This is a genomic window from Mesorhizobium sp. M0815 (assembly GCF_040319995.1).
Classification (GTDB): Bacteria; Pseudomonadota; Alphaproteobacteria; order Rhizobiales; family Rhizobiaceae; genus Mesorhizobium.
Window position 1 is genome coordinate 46,573 of the sequence record NZ_JAMYOU010000016.1, and the last position, 17,426, is coordinate 63,998.

Consider the following 17,426-nt stretch of genomic DNA (forward strand, 5'->3'; position numbering starts at 1 on the left):
GACCTCAATCGACCCGTTTACCGGCATGATCGAACCAGTGCAGCTTTTCAGACCCGGCCACGACGCGCAATTGGTCGCCTGGCTTGGCGCTGGCGCGGCCTGAGACGCGCACGACGATACGGCTGCCGGCTGCCGCGCAGTGGAGAAAGCTTTCGGCACCGACCGGCTCGACTGCTTCCACTGTCGCCGGCAACGCGAGCGCGCCGGCCGGCGCCTCTGCCGTGAAGGTGATATCGGCATCCTCCGGACGAAAGCCGAGTGTCACCGCCTTGCTTTGTCCAGGCGCCGAGCCAATCACCGTCCCGTCCGTCAGTACCGAGCCTGGAGAGGCCCCCGTGAGGGCCAGCAGATTCATCGGCGGCGCGCCGATGAAGGAAGCAACGAAGATCGAGGCCGGCTTCTCGTACACGTCGAGCGGCGCGCCGATCTGCTCGACCAGGCCGGCGTTCATGACGACAAGGATGTCGGCCAGCGTCATCGCCTCAAGTTGGTCGTGGGTGACATAAACCGAGGTGACGCCAAGCGAGCGCTGCAAATTCTTGATCTCGACGCGCATCTGCCCGCGCAATTTCGCATCGAGGTTGGACAGCGGTTCGTCGAACAGGAAGACTTTCGGGTTGCGCACGATGGCGCGGCCCATGGCGACACGCTGGCGCTGACCGCCGGAAAGCTCGCGCGGGCGCCGGTCGAGCAGCCCCGAAAGCCCCAGCACCTTGGCAGTCGAGCGCACCCTGCTGTCTATCTCGTCCTTCGGCGTGCCGCGGTTGCGCAGACCATAGGCCATGTTGTCGTAGACCTTCATATGCGGATAGAGCGCGTAGTTCTGGAACACCATGGCGATGTCGCGCTCGGTCGGGCCAATGGCGTTGACCACCTTGCCGTCGATGGCGACTGTACCGACCGAAATCGTCTCGAGCCCGGCGATCATCCTCAGCAGCGTGGACTTGCCGCAGCCGGACGGGCCGACCAGCACGCAAAGCTCCTTGTCGGGAATGGCGATGGAAACGCCCTTCACGGCCTCGACGCCGCCGGGATAGATCTTCTTGACATCCTTCAGATCGACGGTCGCCATCGGCTTCTCACTTTTCGGATTCGACCAGGCCGCGCACGAACCAGCGTTGCATCAGCACCACGACCAGGATCGGCGGCACGATGGCCAGCATCGCGGTGACCATGACCAGGTGCCATTGGGTGTCGGCATCGGCGAAGGAAACCATTTTTCGCAGCGCGATGACGATGGTGTTCATGTCGTTGCTGTTGGTGACGAGCAGCGGCCAAAGATACTGCGTCCAGCCGTAGATGAAGAGGATCACGAACAGCGCGGCGATGTTTGTCCGCGACAGCGGTACCAGAATATCGAAAAAGAAGCGCCATGGACCGGCACCGTCGACACGCGCCGCCTCGACCAGTTCGCCCGGGATGGTCATGAAGAACTGGCGAAACAGCAGCGTTGCGGTGGCCGAGGCGATCAGCGGGATGATCAGGCCGGCATAGGTGTCGATCATGCCGAGATCGACCATCACCTTGTAGGTCGGCAGAATGCGCACCTCGACCGGAAGCATCAAGGTGATGAAGATCAGCCAGAAGAAGGTCATGCGCAGCGGAAAGCGGAAGAACACGATCGCGTAGGCCGACAGGATCGAGATGAAGATCTTTCCCACCGCGACGCCGAGCGCCATGATCGTGGTGTTGAGGAGCAGTCTGCCCACGCTGACACCGCCGATACGACCGATGCCGCCGAACAGCGCCTCGCTGTAATTGTTCCATAGCTGGTCGCCGGGCAACAGCGGCAGCGGCGGCCTGAGGATCGTTTGCAGCGTGTGCGTCGAGGCAACGAAGGTGTAGTAGATCGGAAAAGCCACGATCAATATGCCAAGGATAAGCACGGCATGGGCGATGACGGTGCGGAGCGGAGATTGGCCGATCATCGCTGCCCTCAGCCGTAATGGACTTTGCGTTCCACATAGCGGAACTGGATGGCTGTGAGCGCGATGACGATGGCCATCAGGATGACCGACTGCGCCGCCGAGTCACCCAGGATCAGATTGACGAAGCCGTCATTGTAGACCTTGTAGACCAGCGTCTCGGTCGTCTTGCCCGGGCCGCCGCCGGTGACGGCATGAACGATGCCGAACGTGTCGAACAGGGCATAGACGGTGTTGACGACCAGCAGGAAAAAGGTTGTCGGCGCAAGCAGCGGGAAGACGATGGTCCAGAAGCGCTTGGTCTCGCCGGCGCCATCCATGGCCGCCGCCTCGATCAGCGTTTTCGGCACCGCCTGCAGGCCGGCGACGAAGAACAGGAAATTGTAACTGATCTGCTTCCAGGCAGCCGCCGACACCAGCAGGATCATGGCGTGGGTGCCGTTGAGCAGCGGGTCCCATGCGATGCCGAGGCTTCTCAGCAAATAGGCCAACGAGCCGATCGAAGGATTGAACAAGAAAAGCCACAGCATGCCGGCAATCGCCGGCGCGACGGCATAAGGCCATATCAACAGTGTGCGGTAGAGGCCTTTGCCGCGCACGGCCTTCTCGGCCATGACCGCGAGCAGCAGGGCCACAACCATGGCAACGATCGCGGTCGCAAGCGAGAACACCACGGTGACCTTGATCGAGTTGAGGTAGGCCGGATCGGCCAGCACCTTCCGGAAATTGGCAAACCAGACAAACCTGCTCTTCAGCCCGAACGGGTCTTGCCTGAGCATCGACTGGTAAAGCGCCTGACCGGCCGGCCAGTAGAAGAAAACCAGGGTGATGGCGAGTTGTGGCGCCACCAGCAGGTACGGCAGGATCTTGTTGGGAAATACGACGCGTGGAGACAGGCTGATTTCCCTCGCTATCCAGGTATCGCCCACGCGAGCTCGCGTGGGCGATATTCCAACCGACTAATGCATGTCGCCCAAAAGTGCGCAGCGGTTTTGAGATAACGACATGCATAAGAACAAGAGCTTAAAGCGCGTCGCATGTGGCCATTCAAACGCGACGCGCTTTAACCGAGATAATCTCGTCAGTTCTCCAGCGCTTCCTTGATCGCGGCGTTGCCGCGTGTGACCGCATTGTCGAGCGCCTGCTGGGCGGTTTGCTGGCCGGCCAGCAGCTTCTCCAACTCCTCATTCTGAATATCACGCACCTGCGGCAGATTCGGCAGGCGCACGCCCTTCGAGTTGTCGGTCGGCGCCTTGCCCGTCATCTGCAGGATGGGTGTCTCGCGGCCGGGGTTTTTGTCATAGAAGCCTGATTTCTTGGTCGCCTCATACGCGGCGAGCGTCACAGGCAGGTATCCCGACTTCTGGTGCAGATATTCCTGCACATCGGTCTTGGACAGATAGGCAAAGAAGGCGGCAACACCCTTATATTCCTCGTCCGACTTGTTGCCGAACACCCACAGGCTGGCACCGCCCGGCGTGGTGTTCTGTGGTGCGCCCTTGGCGTCGCTATCGTAGGGAAGCTGGCCGATGCCATAGTTCATGCCGGACTTGACGATATCGCCGAGGCCGCCCGACGATTCGGTGAAGATGCCGCATTCGCCGGCGAGGAATATCTGCTTGGCTTCGGAGGTGCGCCCGCCATACTTGAACGTGCCGTCCTTGGCTAGGTCCGCGAGTGCCTGGAAGTGGTTGACGAAAATCGGCGCATTGATCTTGAGTTCGACATCGCCGCCGGCCAGGCCGTTCTGCTGAGTGGCCCAAGGCACGTCATTCCACGCCGCGAAATTCTCCAGATGGATCCAGGTCAGCCAGGTCGAGGTATAGCCGCAAGGGGCGGCGCCGCTCGTCTTGATCTTCCTGGCAGCTTCCCACACCTCGTTCCAGGTCTGGGGCGGGCTGTTCACGTCGAGGCCCGCCTTCTGGAAAATGTCCTTGTTGTAGTAGAGGATCGGCGACGAGGAGTTGTAAGGGAACGACAGCATGGTGCCGTCCGGCTTCGAATAATAGCCGACGATGCCGGGCAGATACTGGCTCTTGTCAAAGGTCATCCCGGCACTGGTCAGCACATCGGCCGCCGGCTTGATCGCACCCTCGGCCGCCATCATCACGCCGGTGCCGACGTCGAACACCTGGAGGATATCGGGCGCCTGGCCGGCGCGGAAAGCGGCGATGCCGGCATTCAGCGTCTCCGGATAGGTGCCCTTGAACACCGGAACGAGCTCATAGTCGCTCTGGCTGGCGTTGAAATCCTTGGAGATCTTGGCGACGACCTCGGCGTTGGCGCCGGTCATGGCGTGCCACCAGCTGATCTGCGTGACGGCGAAGGCGGAGGTGGTGGAAAGCAGGGTCAAGGTGGCGGCAACACCGGCCGCGAAGCCGAAGAACTTCATGTTTCATCTCCCGTTTGTCATTGGCGAAAGGGGCACTCTCGCAAAGCCAATATGTGGCGCTGATGACAATCGGACAACGGTTTTGTTGCGGGTCAATGAACATCGCTTCCGGCTAAAGTGCGCTCGCTACCGAAAGCGTCGCCAGGAACTACATCACCGCCTTCTCGGCGGAGCGCATCGGTTTTCCCCCGAAAAGGCCCGCCTCATGGCCCGCGGGTTAACCATTCGTTAAAATCTCCAAGAGCTAATCAGTCACACCTCCCCTGTTATTTGGCAGACCGAGTGAACCCAGGATGCTGACGGTCTATAATTGTATTGTAAGTCAGCACGACCTGAGACTGGTCGCACTTGCCGCCCTCGTCTGCGGCATTTCTTGCTTCTCTGCAGTAAATCTCCTTAAGCACGTCGGCCGATCGACCAATCGAAACCGGCTTGTCTGGCTAATGATCGCCGCAACTTCGACCGGGTTCGGCATATGGGCGACGCATTTCATCGCCATGACTGCGTTTACGCCGGGAATACCAAACGCATATAATCCGGGATTATCCGCCTTTTCGCTTGCCGCCGCCGTCATCCTGACCGCGCTCGGGATGTGGGTTGCCACCTTGCGCCGCGGCATCGACCATTTCCTCGTTGGCGGTGCCATTCTCGGTGGTGCCATCGCGACGATGCACTACATCGGCATGGCGGCGTTCGAGGTCGAGGGCCGGATCGTATGGAACCTGCTCCTTGTCGCGATATCGCTTCTGGCCGGCGGGACGCTCGCGGCACTGGCGCTCCTTGTCGTCTTGCGCCGCCCGTCGGCGCTAGCGACTGTCGGCGGCGCCGCGCTTTTGACGCTGGCGATTTGCAGCTTGCATTTCATCGCGATGGCCGCGGTGTCGATCATTCCGGATTCCTCGATTGAAATATCCGAACATTCCATCGAGCCCATTTCCCAGGCCTTTGCCGCAGCGGTCGCCAGCCTGGTAATCCTTGTGCTGTCAGGCGCCGCGCTGTGGATCGACCTGCGCTTTCGCCGGCAGAGGCTCGAGGCGGATCGCATGCACGATCTCGCCAATGCCGCGGTCGAAGGGCTGATCGTTTGCGATGGCACACGCATAGTCAGCGCCAATGACAGCATGGCGAAACTGACGGGCACGGCGACAGCCACCCTGAACACGATGCAACTCGGCGAGCTGTTCGATGGACAGAGCGCAGCCGATGTATCCGGCTTCGGCGAACAGGCACAAGAAACGAAATTGAGGGGCAGCGACGGCACGAGAATTCCTGTCGAGCTGATCGCCAGGAAGATCGCCTACTGCGGCAGGCCTCATACGGTGCTTGCCGTTCGCGACATCCGTGAGCGCAAGAAGGCGGAAGAAGAGATCCTCCGTCTCGCGCATTTCGATCCACTTACCGGGCTTGCCAATCGGCGGAGCTTTTCTTCCCGGCTCGAAGCAGAAATCGCTTCGATGGAGCGTGGCAGCAAGGATGGATATCTGGCGCTCCTGCTGCTTGACCTCGACCGATTCAAGCAAGTCAACGACCTCTACGGCCACAGCGCCGGTGACGCCATGCTGCAGAAGCTGGCGCACTGCATTTCCGGCATTCCGCGCCACGGACAGATGCTCGCGCGTCTCGGCGGCGACGAGTTTGCCGTCTTAGCTCCGAACCTCCCCGACCCCCTGGCCGCAGGCCGCATAGCCGAGGACTTGCTGGCGGCGATCCGGGAGGAAAACAGGGTTTCAGTCGGCTCCGGCCTTGTTTCGGCCAGCATCGGCATCGCCTTCTTTCCGCTGGATGCCGAAGATCAGGCCGGCCTGATCGGCCATGCCGACACGGCACTCCATCGCGCCAAGACCGAGGGCAGGGACACCTATCGTTTTTTCGAGATAGCCATGGGCACCGCCGCCCGTGACAAGCGCGTGATGGAGCATGAACTGCGCCAGGCGATCGCCCGCAAGGAGTTCCACCTCGTCTACCAGCCGCAGAAGGAAATCCGCAGCGGCAAGATGATCGGCTTCGAAGCCCTGGTCCGTTGGCAGCATCCGGAGCGGGGCGACATTTCCCCGGCCGTTTTCATCCCCGTGGCCGAGGACAGTGGCGCCATCGCGCAGATCGGCGACTGGGTGCTGACGACGGCTTGTAACGATGCTGTTCGCTGGACGAATCCGCTGATGGTCGCCGTCAACGTCTCCGCCGTGCAGCTTCACAATCCGAACTTCAGCCGCAAGGTGCACGACGCACTGTCGAGATCCGGCCTCGCACCCGGCAGGCTCGAACTGGAGATCACCGAAACGGCCCTGGTGAAGGACATGCCCCGCGCATTGGCAACCTTGAGGCAGGTCAAGGCGCTTGGCGTGCATGTGGCGATGGACGATTTTGGCACCGGCTATTCTTCGCTGTCCAACCTTAGCGCCTTTCCCTTCGACAAGATCAAGATCGACGGGTCGTTCATCAAATCGGTCGACAAGAACGGCCAGTTCGCGGCGATCGTCCGCGCCGTGCTGGGGCTTGGACGCGGTCTCGGCCTGCCGGTCCTGGCGGAGGGCATCGAGACGCCGGGCGAATTGCAGTTCCTTGACGCCGAGGCTTGCGAGATCGGGCAAGGCTATTACCTCGGCAAACCGGCTCCGATCGAGACATTCGGCGAGTTGACGGGCGTCACGGCTCCGGCAGTCCGCACCGCCAGCCGGCGCGGCGCAAGCATCGCCGTGCTCAAGCCGCGCCTGCGCACGGTCTGAGCCTATCCCGGCTGAAGCGCTGCCTCGACCAGACGCTTGGCATCCGGCCCTGACCATTCGGCCGGGCCGTTCATATGGGCGATCAGGCAGCCTTGCCCATCGATCAGCATGGTGACCGGCAGACCGAGCGCCAGGCCGCGCGTCTTGACGTCGTTGAACAGTGCCATGGTGGCATCGCGATAATAGCCGAGCGCCTTGACGCCGGTGTCCTCGAGGAACTTCTTCGGCTTGGTATCGTCGCCGGCATCGACGTTGACTGCAACAACCTGAAACGCGTCGCTGCCCATCTCCTTCTGCAGTGCATCGAGCGCCGGCATTTCGGCGCGGCAAGGTGCGCACCATGTTGCCCACAGATTGAGCAGCACCGTCTTGCCGGCATGATCGGCGATCGTCGTCGGCTTGCCGTCGGGGCCGTTGAAGGCGAGGCTTTTCAGCGATTGCGGCGGATCCGCCGGCAAAAGCGCGGCGACTTGACCGGTAGCGGCCGCGGCGATCTTCTTGGCATGGTCGGTCCTGGCGGCGCAGGCGACGTCGTCCTTGCCGCCGCCGGCGGCCACTTGCGCGGGCGCGTTGTTGCCAGAACCGCTTTCCCTGACATATACCGCGACCGCGCCGGCCAGCACGCCCGCAACCAAAGCGGCGAGGATGAGACGCAAAGCCGGGAAAAATCTATTGCCGTCTGCCATTTTTCAAAAACTGCTCCGGAGCACGGGTTATAGCGATGAGCGACAAGAAGGCCAGCAACCAGATGTGGGGCGGACGTTTTGCCTCGGGTCCGGCCGCAATCATGGAAGCGATCAACGCGTCGATCTCGTTCGACCGCAAACTCTATGCCCAGGACATTCGCGGCTCGATCGCCCATAGCGAGATGCTGGCGCAAACGGGCATTATTTCGGCGGCCGATCAAGAAAAAATCAGTCACGGGCTGAACACGATCCTGGCAGAGATCGGGGCCGGCACATTCGAGTTCTCGACCAGGCTGGAAGACATCCACATGAATGTCGAGGCCCGCCTCGCCGATTTGATCGGCCCTGCCGCCGGCCGCCTGCACACTGCCCGCTCGCGCAACGACCAGGTGGCGGTCGACCTCAGGCTCTGGGTCAAAGACGAGTGCTTTCGTGTCGCCGAGGCGCTGAAAGGCCTGATCACAGCGTTCCTCGCCCGGGCCGAGGAGCATGCGGCAACGGTGATGCCGGGCTTTACCCACATGCAAGCGGCGCAGCCGGTGACCTTCGGCCACCACTGCATGGCCTATGTCGAGATGTTTGCGCGCGACCTGTCGCGCGTCCGCGACGCGATCGAGCGGATGGACGAAAGCCCGCTCGGTGCGGCCGCCCTCGCCGGCACCAGCTTTCCGATCGACCGGCACCAGACGGCAACGGCGCTTGGTTTTCGCGAACCGATGCGCAATTCGCTCGACAGCGTTTCGGACCGCGATTTCGCGCTGGAATTCTTGGGGCTGGCGGCGATCTGTGCGACACATCTGTCGCGGCTGGCCGAAGAGATCATCATCTGGTCGACGCCGCAATTCGGTTTCGTCAGGCTGTCGGATAGCTTCTCGACGGGTTCGTCGATCATGCCGCAGAAGAAGAACCCCGACGCCGCCGAACTGGTGCGCGGCAAGACAGGCCGTGTCACCGGCCATCTGGTCGGCCTGCTGACGGTAATGAAGGGCATGCCGCTGACCTATGGCAAGGACATGCAGGAAGACAAGGAATCCGTCTTCGACGCGGCAGAGACGCTCGACCTGATGCTGGCGGCGATGACCGGCATGATGCGCGACATGACGGTGAACACTGCCGCGATGAAAAAGGCGGCGGGCGCCGGCTATTCGACTGCGACCGACCTCGCCGACTGGCTGGTACGCACGCTCGGCCTGCCGTTCCGCGAGGCGCACCATATCACTGGCCGGGCGGTGGCGCTGGCCGAGGACAAGAAGGTCGGGCTCGACAGGCTTTCGCTGCAGGATTTGCAGTCCATTCACCCCGGTATCAGCGCCGACGTGTTTTCGGTTCTGGCCGTGCAGAATTCTGTAAGGAGCCGCACAAGCTTCGGCGGCACCGCGCCGTCCGAGGTGCGCAAGCAGATCCGCTACTGGAAAAAGCGGCTCGCCAAGGCGTAAGACGCGGGGTGCAATGGCCGCAAAACTCGGATAGAAGCGCTGCGGGCAACAGTTTCGGACGGATGACGCGATGACCGGAAGCAGGATTTTGGTGACGCTGACGCTGCTAGCGGCGATGGCGACCGTTGCGGCCTGCGGCAGGAAGGCTGCGCTCGATACGCCCTACGCGGCAGCCGTGCAGGCGCGCAAGGACGCCGAGAAGGCCAAGCAACCTTTGCCGCCGGAGCCGGAAAAACCTGTCGAGGACAAGAAATTCATCCTCGACCCGCTGCTCTGATTTTCGGACCGATCTCGTGAACCATTTCGACTACCGCGACGGCGTACTGCATGCCGAGGACGTGGCGATATCAGATATCGCCGCCAGTGTCGGCACGCCGTTTTATTGCTATTCGACGGCGACGCTGACCAGGCATTTTCGCGTCTTTGCCGAAGCTTTTGCCGGGCTCGACGCGCTCGTCTGCTATGCCATGAAGGCGAATTCCAACCAGGCTGTGCTGAAGGTGCTGGCAAGGCTTGGCGCCGGCGCCGACGTGGTCTCGGAAGGCGAACTGCGCCGCGCTTTGGCTGCCGGCATTCCGGCAAGCAAGATCCTGTTTTCAGGCGTCGGCAAGACCGCGCGCGAAATGGATTTTGCGCTCTCGGCCGGCATTCTCTGTTTCAACGTCGAATCCGAACCGGAGCTGGAGCTGCTGTCGGCCCGCGCCACCGCGCTGGGCAAGATCGCGCCGATCTCGCTGCGCATCAACCCGGATGTCGACGCCAGGACGCACAAGAAGATTTCGACTGGGAAGGCCGAGAACAAGTTCGGCATTCCCTGGCAGCAGGCGCGGAAGGTTTATGCCCGCGCGGCTGAGTTGCCGGGCATCAGGATCACCGGCATAGATACCCATATCGGCAGCCAGATCACCGAATTGCAGCCCTTCGACGACGCCTTCGCGCTGCTGGTGGAACTGGTCGGCGCGTTGCGTGCCGACGGGCATGCCATTGAGCATATCGATGTCGGTGGTGGCCTCGGCATTCCCTACCGCGTCGACAACAACCCGCCGCCTTTGCCCGAAGCCTATGCCCAGATCGTCAGTAAGCATGTCGCCAAGCTCGGGCTGAAAGTGATGTTCGAGCCGGGCCGGCTGATCGTCGGCAATGCCGGCATCCTGGTCTCGGAGGTCATCTTCGTGAAAGAGGGCGACGCCAAGAACTTCCTCGTCGTCGACGCCGCGATGAACGATCTGATCCGGCCGACCCTTTACGACGCCTTCCACGACATCAGGCCGGTGGTGCAGCAGCCGGTCGCGGCACCGCGCATGAAGGTCGACGTCGTCGGCCCGGTCTGCGAGACCGGCGACTATCTCGGGCTCGACCGTGACCTGCCCAGGCTGAAAGCCGGCGACCTGATCGCTGTCGCCACCGCCGGCGCCTATGGCGCCGTCCAGGCCGGCACCTACAACACCAGGCCGCTGGTGCCGGAAGTGCTGGTCGACGGCGACCGCTTCCACATCGTGCGCCCGCGCCAGACCTATGACGAATTGATCGGGCTGGATTCGGTGCCTGATTGGTTGACCTGAGAGATACCTTGCAGCGCTACAGCCGGTGCTGGATGAGCGCCCTGGCCTCGGCGATCCTGTCCTCGTTCCGGCGATAGAATATCCACTGCTTGATACGCTTGCTGCGCAAAAGCCTTGCCTGGGTGAGCACGCGCATATGCTCGCTGAGCGTCGCCTGCGTGATCCCCAGCTTTTCCGCGATCAGCAGCGCGCAGACCCCGTCCTCGACCAGATCACCGTCCGCCTGCGGCGGAAAATGCGCGCGCGGGTCCTTGAGCCAATCGAGGATCTGCAGTCTGCGCTCGCTGGCAATCGCTTTGAAGACGTCGACCTCTTGCATTTAGGCACTTTGCCAAGTTACTAAGTAATGTCAACTCTGAATGGCAACTCTGGGAGTGAAGCATGCTGCATGGCCACACGATCACCCGCGAGCGCATTGCGGCGATGGAACCCCGCATCCGGCCCTTCGTGCGCCACACGCCGGTGCTGCGCGTCGACATGGCCGATTTCGACCGCCCGCCTCTGCCTGTCGACCTGAAGCTCGAATGCCTGCAGCATTCCGGCTCGTTCAAGGCGCGTGGCGCGTTCACCAATCTCCTCGAACGGCCGGTTCCCGCAGTTGGCGTCGTCGCCGCATCGGGCGGCAACCACGGCGCCGCGGTCGCCTATGCCGCCATGCGGCTCGGCCATAAGGCGACCATCTTTGTTCCCGAAGTGAGCCCGCCGGCCAAGCTGGACCGCATCCGCGGCTATGGCGCCGAGCTGATCGTCGGCGGCGCCCGTTATGCCGAGGCGCTGGCCGCCAGCGAGAGCTTCGCCGAAAAATCCGGCGCGCTGCAGATCCACGCCTTCAACCAGGAGGAGACGCTGGTCGGGCAAGGCACGCTGGGCCTCGAGATCGAGGCCGACCTGCCGAAGCTCGACACGCTGCTGGTCGCTGTCGGCGGCGGCGGCTTGATCGGCGGCATCGCCGCTTGGTTTTCCGGCCGCATCAGGATCATTGCCGTCGAGCCGGAGGGTGCGCCGACGCTACACCGCGCTTTCGAGGCGGGCCGGCCTGTCGATGCTCCGACCGAGGGCATCGCCGCCGATTCGCTCGCGCCGAAGCGCGTCGGCGAAATGATGTTTCCTATCGCTGAGGCGTTCGTCGAGCGCTCGATCCTGGTCGGCGACGGCGACATTATCGCCGCCCAGGCGGCGCTGTGGGATCATGTGCGAATCATCTCCGAGCCGGGCGGTGCGGCCGCCTTCGCGGCGCTCCTGTCCGGCCGCTACAGGCCGGCTGTGGGCGAGCGCGTTGCCGTTCTGGTCTGCGGCGCAAACGCCAATCCAGCGAAATTTTGACAATATCCGGGGCATTATTGTTCACGTTTTGGGGAACCGCCTCGCCTTCGCCGTGTTTGTTGGTATCCTTAGAGCGACGTGCAGCCCGCTGAATGCACGAAGTATGCGCTAAGATTTTGGGTCTTCGCATCGTGCTTCCCGAAAAATCGACTTTTCGGGTCCATGCGATAGACTCGTGAGGTCCGGGCTATCCCGCCCGGCCAGGAAGGGCCGATGACGCAACGACCCATCTTCACCAGCGATCGCAGCCTGGCCGGGCGCCTTGCCTTGAGCCGGCTGGCGACGCAGGTGTCAATAATCGTCGAGCGCGGCTGGCCGTTGCTGCTGCCGCTGATCATCGTCGCCAGCCTGTTTCTCAGTATCTCGTGGCTCGGTCTGTTCCCGCTTTTGCCCGATTTGGCGCGAATCGGTCTCATCACGGCATTCGGCGTCGCAGCGCTTGCCGCACTCTATCCATTGCGTTTCTTCCGCACGCCATCCAGTGTCGAGGTCGACCGCCGCATCGAGGCGGCCAACCGGTTGCTGCACAGCCCGGTGCAGGTCCAGACCGATCGCCCGAGCGGCAAGGAAAGCATTTTTTCGCGAGCCCTGTGGCGCGAGCATCAGCGGCGCATGGCCGACCGGCTGGGCGAGCTTGGCGGCGACGTGCCGCGCACGCGCGTCCCCGAGCATGACCCGTGGGCGTTGCGCGCCGTTGCGGCGCTTTTGTTGGTCACCGCCTTTGCCTTCTCCTTCGGGCCGTCGGGCGGCAAGCTGACTGACGGGTTTGTTGCCCGTGCCGCGCGCGACGTCGTGCCGCCGCGCATTGATGCCTGGGTGACGCCACCGGCCTATACCGGCAGGCCACCAGTATTCCTCAACGCCCCTGTCCTTGCCAACAATGCCAATCAAGCGGCGCCGACCTTCACCGTTCCGGAAGGCAGCGACGTGTCGCTGCGCGTCACGGGCGGTTCGGGCGAGGAAACGCTGAACTACGCCGACGCCGGCGGCAACACCCGCGCCATCGATCCGACCGGGCCGCAAGCCAAGCCAGAGGCAAATACTGCAACGCCTTCCACCGTGCGCCAGTTCAGCGGCAAGTTGACGGCCGACGGCATGCTGACGCTGCAATCCGGCGACGGCGAGCTCGGCCGCTGGGCCTTCGCCATAATCCCCGACAAGCCGCCGCAGATCCGCTTTGTCGGTGAGCCGAAACGCGCCGTCAACGGCGCCTTCGAGCTCAACTACCAGATCGACGACGACTATGGCGCGGCCTCCGCCAAGGCGGTTTTCGCATTGGCCGATCCGCAGGTGCCCAACGCGCATCCGCTCTATGGGCCGCCGGAAATGCCGCTGACGTTGCCGCGCCGCGGCGGCAAGGCCAATGCCGCCAAAACGACGAAGGATCTGACCGACCATGTCTGGGCCGGTGGCAACGTCAAGCTGTCGCTTGTCGCTACCGACGGCGCCGGACACACGGCGACCAGCGAAACCAAGACGCTGGTGATGCCGGAGCGGCCATTCTCCAACCCCTTGGCGCGGGCCGTGGTCGAGCAGCGCCGCATACTGGCGCTCGATGCCTATGCCAAGGACCGCGTGCTCGACCTGATGGATGCGATCACGCTCAGGCCGGAAGACACGTTCGACAATATGGCGCACTACCTCGCCATCATGAGCGCCCGCACCCGGCTGAAGATGGCCGACAGCGACGACCAGTTGCGCGACGAGGTCGCTTACCTCTGGGAGATCGCGCTCGGCATCGAGGAAGGCAATCTGTCGGCGGCCGAGAAGCGGCTGCGCCAGGCGCAGCAGGCGCTGCAGGATGCGATCAAGAACGGCGCCAGCGACCAAGAGATCGAGAAGGCGATGAAGGAACTGCGCGAGGCGATGAACCAGTTCCTGCAGGAATTCGCGGCGCGGGCGCAGCAGAATCCGAATGCGCCACAGATGCAGCAAAACGGCCAGGAACTGCGCCAGAGCGACATCGACCGCATGATGGACCAAATCGAGAACCTGGCGAAATCCGGCAATCGCGACCAGGCGCAGCAATTGCTGTCGGAGCTGCAGGACATGATGAACAATCTGCAGGCAGGCCGCCAGCAGCAAGGCGGCCAGCAGGATAGCGAGATGCGCCAGCAGATGGACAAGCTGGGCGAGATCATGCGGCGCCAGCAGGAGATGATGAACGACACATTCCGTATGGACCAGATGCAGCGCGGCCAGCAACAGCGCGGGCAGAACCGCGACGAGCAACTCGGCGAGAACGGTGAGCAAGGCCCGATGGGCGAAGGGGGCAAGCCCAGCCCGGGCGACGACCGCGATCCGCTCGGCCGGCCGAAGCCGATGACGCCGCAGGAATTTGCCGATGCGCTGAAGCAATTGCAGGAAGGCCAGGGCAAGCTGCAGAGCGAGCTCGATCAATTGAGGAAGGGCCTCGAAGGCATGGGCCTCGACCCCAATGAGGGGTTTGGCGAAGCCGGCAAATCCATGGGCAATGCCGAACAGGCGCTCGGCGAGGGCGAGGGCGACCAAGCCGTCGGCCACCAGGGCCGCGCATTGGAAGCCTTGCGCAGGGGCGCCAAGGATATGATGAAGCAATTGCAAGCGATGCAAGGCGACCAGGGCGGCAACGGGCAGGGCGGACGCCAGCAGAATGCCGACCGTGACCCGCTCGGGCGGCCCCGCACCAGCGAGGGTCCCGATGACGGAAGTTCGGTGAGAGTGCCTGACGAGATCGACGTGCAGCGCGCCCGCCAGATCCTCGAGGCAATCCGCAAGCGGCTCGGCAACGCGCTCAGCCCCGATATCGAGCGCAGCTATCTGGAGCGGTTGCTGGAGCTGAAGTAAGGCTGCACTCTACATTTTTGGAAGATCGCCGTGCGCGGTCCTCCGTGGTGGCAGCTATCGCCGGACCGAGCGACGTGTTTAACGGTTGGTGAACGCCTCGCGGATCGCCTCTTCCATGCCGTCGATCGCCTCGCCGGAAGCGTTCGGATTGCGCCGCAGCACTACGTTCGAGGAATCGATGTCGCCGAAGCCGTCGGCGGCCGTAAGTTCGCGGCAGCCGGCCGGAATGTTGCTGCGCGAGATCGGCGCAATCGCCAGCCCGGAGGTGACGGCGAGCCGCAGGCCGCCATTGGTATCGCTGGTGTAGGCGACACGATAGGCGAGACCGCGCTGTTCCAGCGACTTTATCGCGAAATCCTTGCACCAGCCGGCGCGGTTGTAGAGCGCGATCGGCACCGGCCGGTCCTCATGCATGTGATGCAGCTCCGACGTCACCCATACGGTCGGATCATGCATCAGCACCTCACCGCCCGAGAGATCCTGCCATTCGAACACCACCGCCAGATCGAGCTCGCCGGCGGCGAGCGCCGCGATCTGCGCACCGGAATGCGCGTAGCGGACGGTGATGTCGACCTGAGGATGGCGCTTGGCAAAGGCACCGAGCGCGCGCGACAGGATCGCGTGGCCATATTCCTCCGGGATACCGATGCGCACCGGCCCGCCAAGCGGCGCCGCGACCATCGATGCCGCCGTCTCGTCGAGCAGCGAAACGATGCGCCTGGCGTTGGCGATGAGCTCGCCGCCGCGCCGCGTCAGCGCCACACCACGCGAGCCGCGCTCGAACAGGCTGTCGCCGACCATGCTTTCGAGCTTCTTCATCTGCATCGAGACCGCCGACTGGGTGCGGCCGGCCCGCTCCGCCGCCTTGGTGAAATTGCCGGTGTCGGCGACCGCGACGAAGGTGCGCAAGAGGTCGCTGTCGAGATTGGGTCGCATGTGCCCGCCATAAGAAAATCTGATTGCTGGCATCATTCCAATTCGTTTGCAACATGTCAAACGGCGGACGATAGTCGCCTCACCCATTGGATATGCGGCCGCGAAATCGGCCGCGGACCAATCAAAAGTCCTCACTCGTACCCGCTGCCCGAAACGGTGGCGGGTTCTTTTTACCCGGATGCAGGCCTGCTTCCGGCCGGCGCGCAGGAGACCGGAGCGCCCATGCAGAATCGGCTTGTGCTCGGCATCCTCAGCCTCTGTCTCGGCGTGTTGGTCTTTTCACTGCAGGACCCGCTGGTCAAGGCGGTGTCGAGCCGCTATCCCGTCACCGAGGTGATGGCGATCCGCTCGATCGTCGCCCTGCCGATCCTGGTTTTCCTCGTCCACGCCGACGTCGGATTGCAGGCGATCCAGTCGAAGCGGTTCGGCATGTTGACGATGCGCGCCTTCATCCAGTTCACCTCCTACACGGCCTACTATCTGGCAATCGCCGCCCTGCCGCTGGCCGACGCGGTGGCGCTCTATTTCATGGCGCCACTGTTCATCATGGCGCTGGCCGGCCCGTATCTCGGCGAACGCGTGTCCTGGCAGGCGCTCGCCACCGTCCTGGTCGGCATGCTCGGCGTGCTGGTGATGGCGCGCCCGGGTGCCGGCGTGTTCGACTGGGCGGCGCTGCTGTCGCTAGGCTCGGCTCTGCTCTACGGTTTTTCGCAACTGATGGCACGCAAGATCGGCGACACCGAATCCTCGACCGTTATGGCGTTTTACCAGAACGGCGCCTATCTGGCCGGTGCTGCCCTGGTGGCGGGGCTGTTTTGGCTGGCAGACATCGACCATGCCGTGCATCCGAGCCTCGAATTCCTAGTCCGGCCATGGGTCTGGCCGACGACGTCGGATCTGCTGAAGATGGGGGCATGCGGCTTCGTTGCCTCGGCCGGCATGATCCTGTTGTCGCAGGCCTACCGGTTGGCGCCCGCCAACAGCGTCGCCACCTTCGAATACACCGGTATCATCTGGTCGCCGCTATGGGGTTTTCTGTTCTTTGCCGAAGTGCCGCGACCGGCGACGGCGGCCGGCGCAGCCCTCATCATCGGCGCCGGCCTGTTTGCGCTCAATGCCAGCCGGCGCCGGAGCGGCGCGCCAGCCATCGCTGCGACCTGCGACCCTGCGTGAAGGGGTCGGCCTTGGGCTTTAGGCGAAACAGGCGAGCGCCTGTTCGACGCGGGCGCGAATTTCAGCCAGCGTGAACGGCTTTTGCACGACATCGAGAATAACGCCGTCCAATTCCTCGGCGCGCTCGCGCTGATCGGCAAAGCCGGTCATCAGCATGATCTTCATCGCCGGGAACAGCGCCGCTGCCGCCTTGGCCATCTCGATGCCGTCCATCTCCGGCATGCGGATGTCGGACAGCACAAGGTCGTAGCCCCCTTGCGCCGCCCGGATCAGAGAAAGACCGTGCGCGCCGTCGGCGGCAATAGTGACATTATGCCCGGCGCGTTCGAGCGCACGGGCGGCGAGGGTGCGGACGGATTCATCGTCCTCAACGATCAAGAGCTTTGCCATGGGCAGGATATTTGGCGAGGAAAAGTTGATGTTTCCTGAAGGCGCTGAGTG

At 63.1% G+C, this 17,426-nt stretch carries 15 protein-coding genes; 7 read left to right on the forward strand and 8 right to left on the reverse strand.

What is annotated here, in order from left to right; translation table 11 throughout:
- Positions 1 to 4: 4 nt before the first annotated feature.
- The 4 genes from ugpC to ugpB all read right to left on the reverse strand — a co-directional run bounded on the left by ugpC (position 5) and on the right by ugpB (position 4,317).
- Positions 5 to 1,072: a sn-glycerol-3-phosphate ABC transporter ATP-binding protein UgpC gene (gene ugpC / locus NKI01_RS18635; RefSeq protein WP_352591112.1), complete on the reverse strand. Its 1,068-nt coding sequence runs from the start codon at positions 1,070 to 1,072 to the stop codon at positions 5 to 7.
- A gap of 7 nt (positions 1,073 to 1,079) precedes the next feature.
- A complete protein-coding gene (gene ugpE, locus NKI01_RS18640) occupies positions 1,080 to 1,928 on the reverse strand; it encodes a sn-glycerol-3-phosphate ABC transporter permease UgpE (protein WP_352483522.1) in 849 nt (282 codons plus the stop codon).
- A gap of 8 nt (positions 1,929 to 1,936) precedes the next feature.
- The gene (ugpA, locus tag NKI01_RS18645) at positions 1,937 to 2,821 is read right to left on the reverse strand and encodes a sn-glycerol-3-phosphate ABC transporter permease UgpA (protein ID WP_352483564.1); all 885 of its coding nucleotides are present in this window, start codon (positions 2,819 to 2,821) and stop codon (positions 1,937 to 1,939) included.
- 185 nt (positions 2,822 to 3,006) lie between these two features.
- On the reverse strand, positions 3,007 to 4,317 hold the full coding sequence (ugpB, locus tag NKI01_RS18650) for a sn-glycerol-3-phosphate ABC transporter substrate-binding protein UgpB (RefSeq protein ID WP_352591114.1): 1,311 nt from the start codon (positions 4,315 to 4,317) through the stop codon (positions 3,007 to 3,009).
- A 293-nt stretch (positions 4,318 to 4,610) separates the two neighbouring features.
- Here ugpB and NKI01_RS18655 point away from each other — a divergent pair, with 293 nt between their 5' ends.
- Positions 4,611 to 7,043, forward strand: a complete 2,433-nt coding sequence (locus tag NKI01_RS18655; RefSeq protein ID WP_352909920.1) for a bifunctional diguanylate cyclase/phosphodiesterase — start codon at positions 4,611 to 4,613, stop codon at positions 7,041 to 7,043.
- A gap of 2 nt (positions 7,044 to 7,045) precedes the next feature.
- On the opposite strand, the gene tlpA is transcribed toward NKI01_RS18655, so the two are convergent.
- Entirely contained in the window at positions 7,046 to 7,729 is a 684-nt protein-coding gene (tlpA, locus tag NKI01_RS18660; protein ID WP_352483519.1) for a thiol:disulfide interchange protein TlpA, read from the reverse strand.
- Between the two features lie 35 nt (positions 7,730 to 7,764).
- Between tlpA and argH the strand changes: the two genes are divergently transcribed.
- The 3 genes from argH (at position 7,765) to lysA (ending at position 10,727) form a co-directional block, all read left to right on the forward strand.
- Positions 7,765 to 9,165 carry an argininosuccinate lyase gene (argH, locus tag NKI01_RS18665; protein WP_352483518.1) on the forward strand — a complete coding sequence of 467 codons (1,401 nt, stop codon included), beginning with the start codon at positions 7,765 to 7,767 and terminating at the stop codon, positions 9,163 to 9,165.
- Between the two features lie 70 nt (positions 9,166 to 9,235).
- Positions 9,236 to 9,442, forward strand: a complete 207-nt coding sequence (locus NKI01_RS18670; protein WP_023677931.1) for a hypothetical protein — start codon at positions 9,236 to 9,238, stop codon at positions 9,440 to 9,442.
- Between the two features lie 16 nt (positions 9,443 to 9,458).
- Positions 9,459 to 10,727 carry a diaminopimelate decarboxylase gene (lysA, locus tag NKI01_RS18675; RefSeq protein WP_352591122.1) on the forward strand — a complete coding sequence of 423 codons (1,269 nt, stop codon included), beginning with the start codon at positions 9,459 to 9,461 and terminating at the stop codon, positions 10,725 to 10,727.
- A 16-nt stretch (positions 10,728 to 10,743) separates the two neighbouring features.
- Here lysA and NKI01_RS18680 read toward each other — a convergent pair whose 3' ends face one another.
- The gene (locus tag NKI01_RS18680) at positions 10,744 to 11,046 is read right to left on the reverse strand and encodes an ArsR/SmtB family transcription factor (RefSeq protein ID WP_352591125.1); all 303 of its coding nucleotides are present in this window, start codon (positions 11,044 to 11,046) and stop codon (positions 10,744 to 10,746) included.
- Positions 11,047 to 11,108: 62 nt separating this feature from the next.
- Here NKI01_RS18680 and NKI01_RS18685 point away from each other — a divergent pair, with 62 nt between their 5' ends.
- Together NKI01_RS18685 and NKI01_RS18690 are read left to right on the forward strand one after the other, a co-directional pair.
- Positions 11,109 to 12,050, forward strand: a complete 942-nt coding sequence (locus tag NKI01_RS18685) for a threonine/serine dehydratase (protein WP_352483515.1) — start codon at positions 11,109 to 11,111, stop codon at positions 12,048 to 12,050.
- A 213-nt stretch (positions 12,051 to 12,263) separates the two neighbouring features.
- Positions 12,264 to 14,876: a TIGR02302 family protein gene (locus tag NKI01_RS18690; RefSeq protein WP_352909912.1), complete on the forward strand. Its 2,613-nt coding sequence runs from the start codon at positions 12,264 to 12,266 to the stop codon at positions 14,874 to 14,876.
- 78 nt (positions 14,877 to 14,954) lie between these two features.
- Here the strand turns inward: NKI01_RS18690 and NKI01_RS18695 are convergent, their stop codons facing one another.
- Positions 14,955 to 15,812: a LysR substrate-binding domain-containing protein gene (locus NKI01_RS18695; RefSeq protein WP_023721091.1), complete on the reverse strand. Its 858-nt coding sequence runs from the start codon at positions 15,810 to 15,812 to the stop codon at positions 14,955 to 14,957.
- A 222-nt stretch (positions 15,813 to 16,034) separates the two neighbouring features.
- Here NKI01_RS18695 and NKI01_RS18700 point away from each other — a divergent pair, with 222 nt between their 5' ends.
- Positions 16,035 to 16,985 (forward strand): DMT family transporter, encoded by a 951-nt coding sequence (locus tag NKI01_RS18700; RefSeq protein WP_352483513.1) that lies wholly within the window; start codon positions 16,035 to 16,037, stop codon positions 16,983 to 16,985.
- Between the two features lie 18 nt (positions 16,986 to 17,003).
- Here the strand turns inward: NKI01_RS18700 and NKI01_RS18705 are convergent, their stop codons facing one another.
- Positions 17,004 to 17,375 carry a response regulator gene (locus NKI01_RS18705; RefSeq protein WP_023721093.1) on the reverse strand — a complete coding sequence of 124 codons (372 nt, stop codon included), beginning with the start codon at positions 17,373 to 17,375 and terminating at the stop codon, positions 17,004 to 17,006.
- Positions 17,376 to 17,426 lie beyond the last annotated feature (51 nt).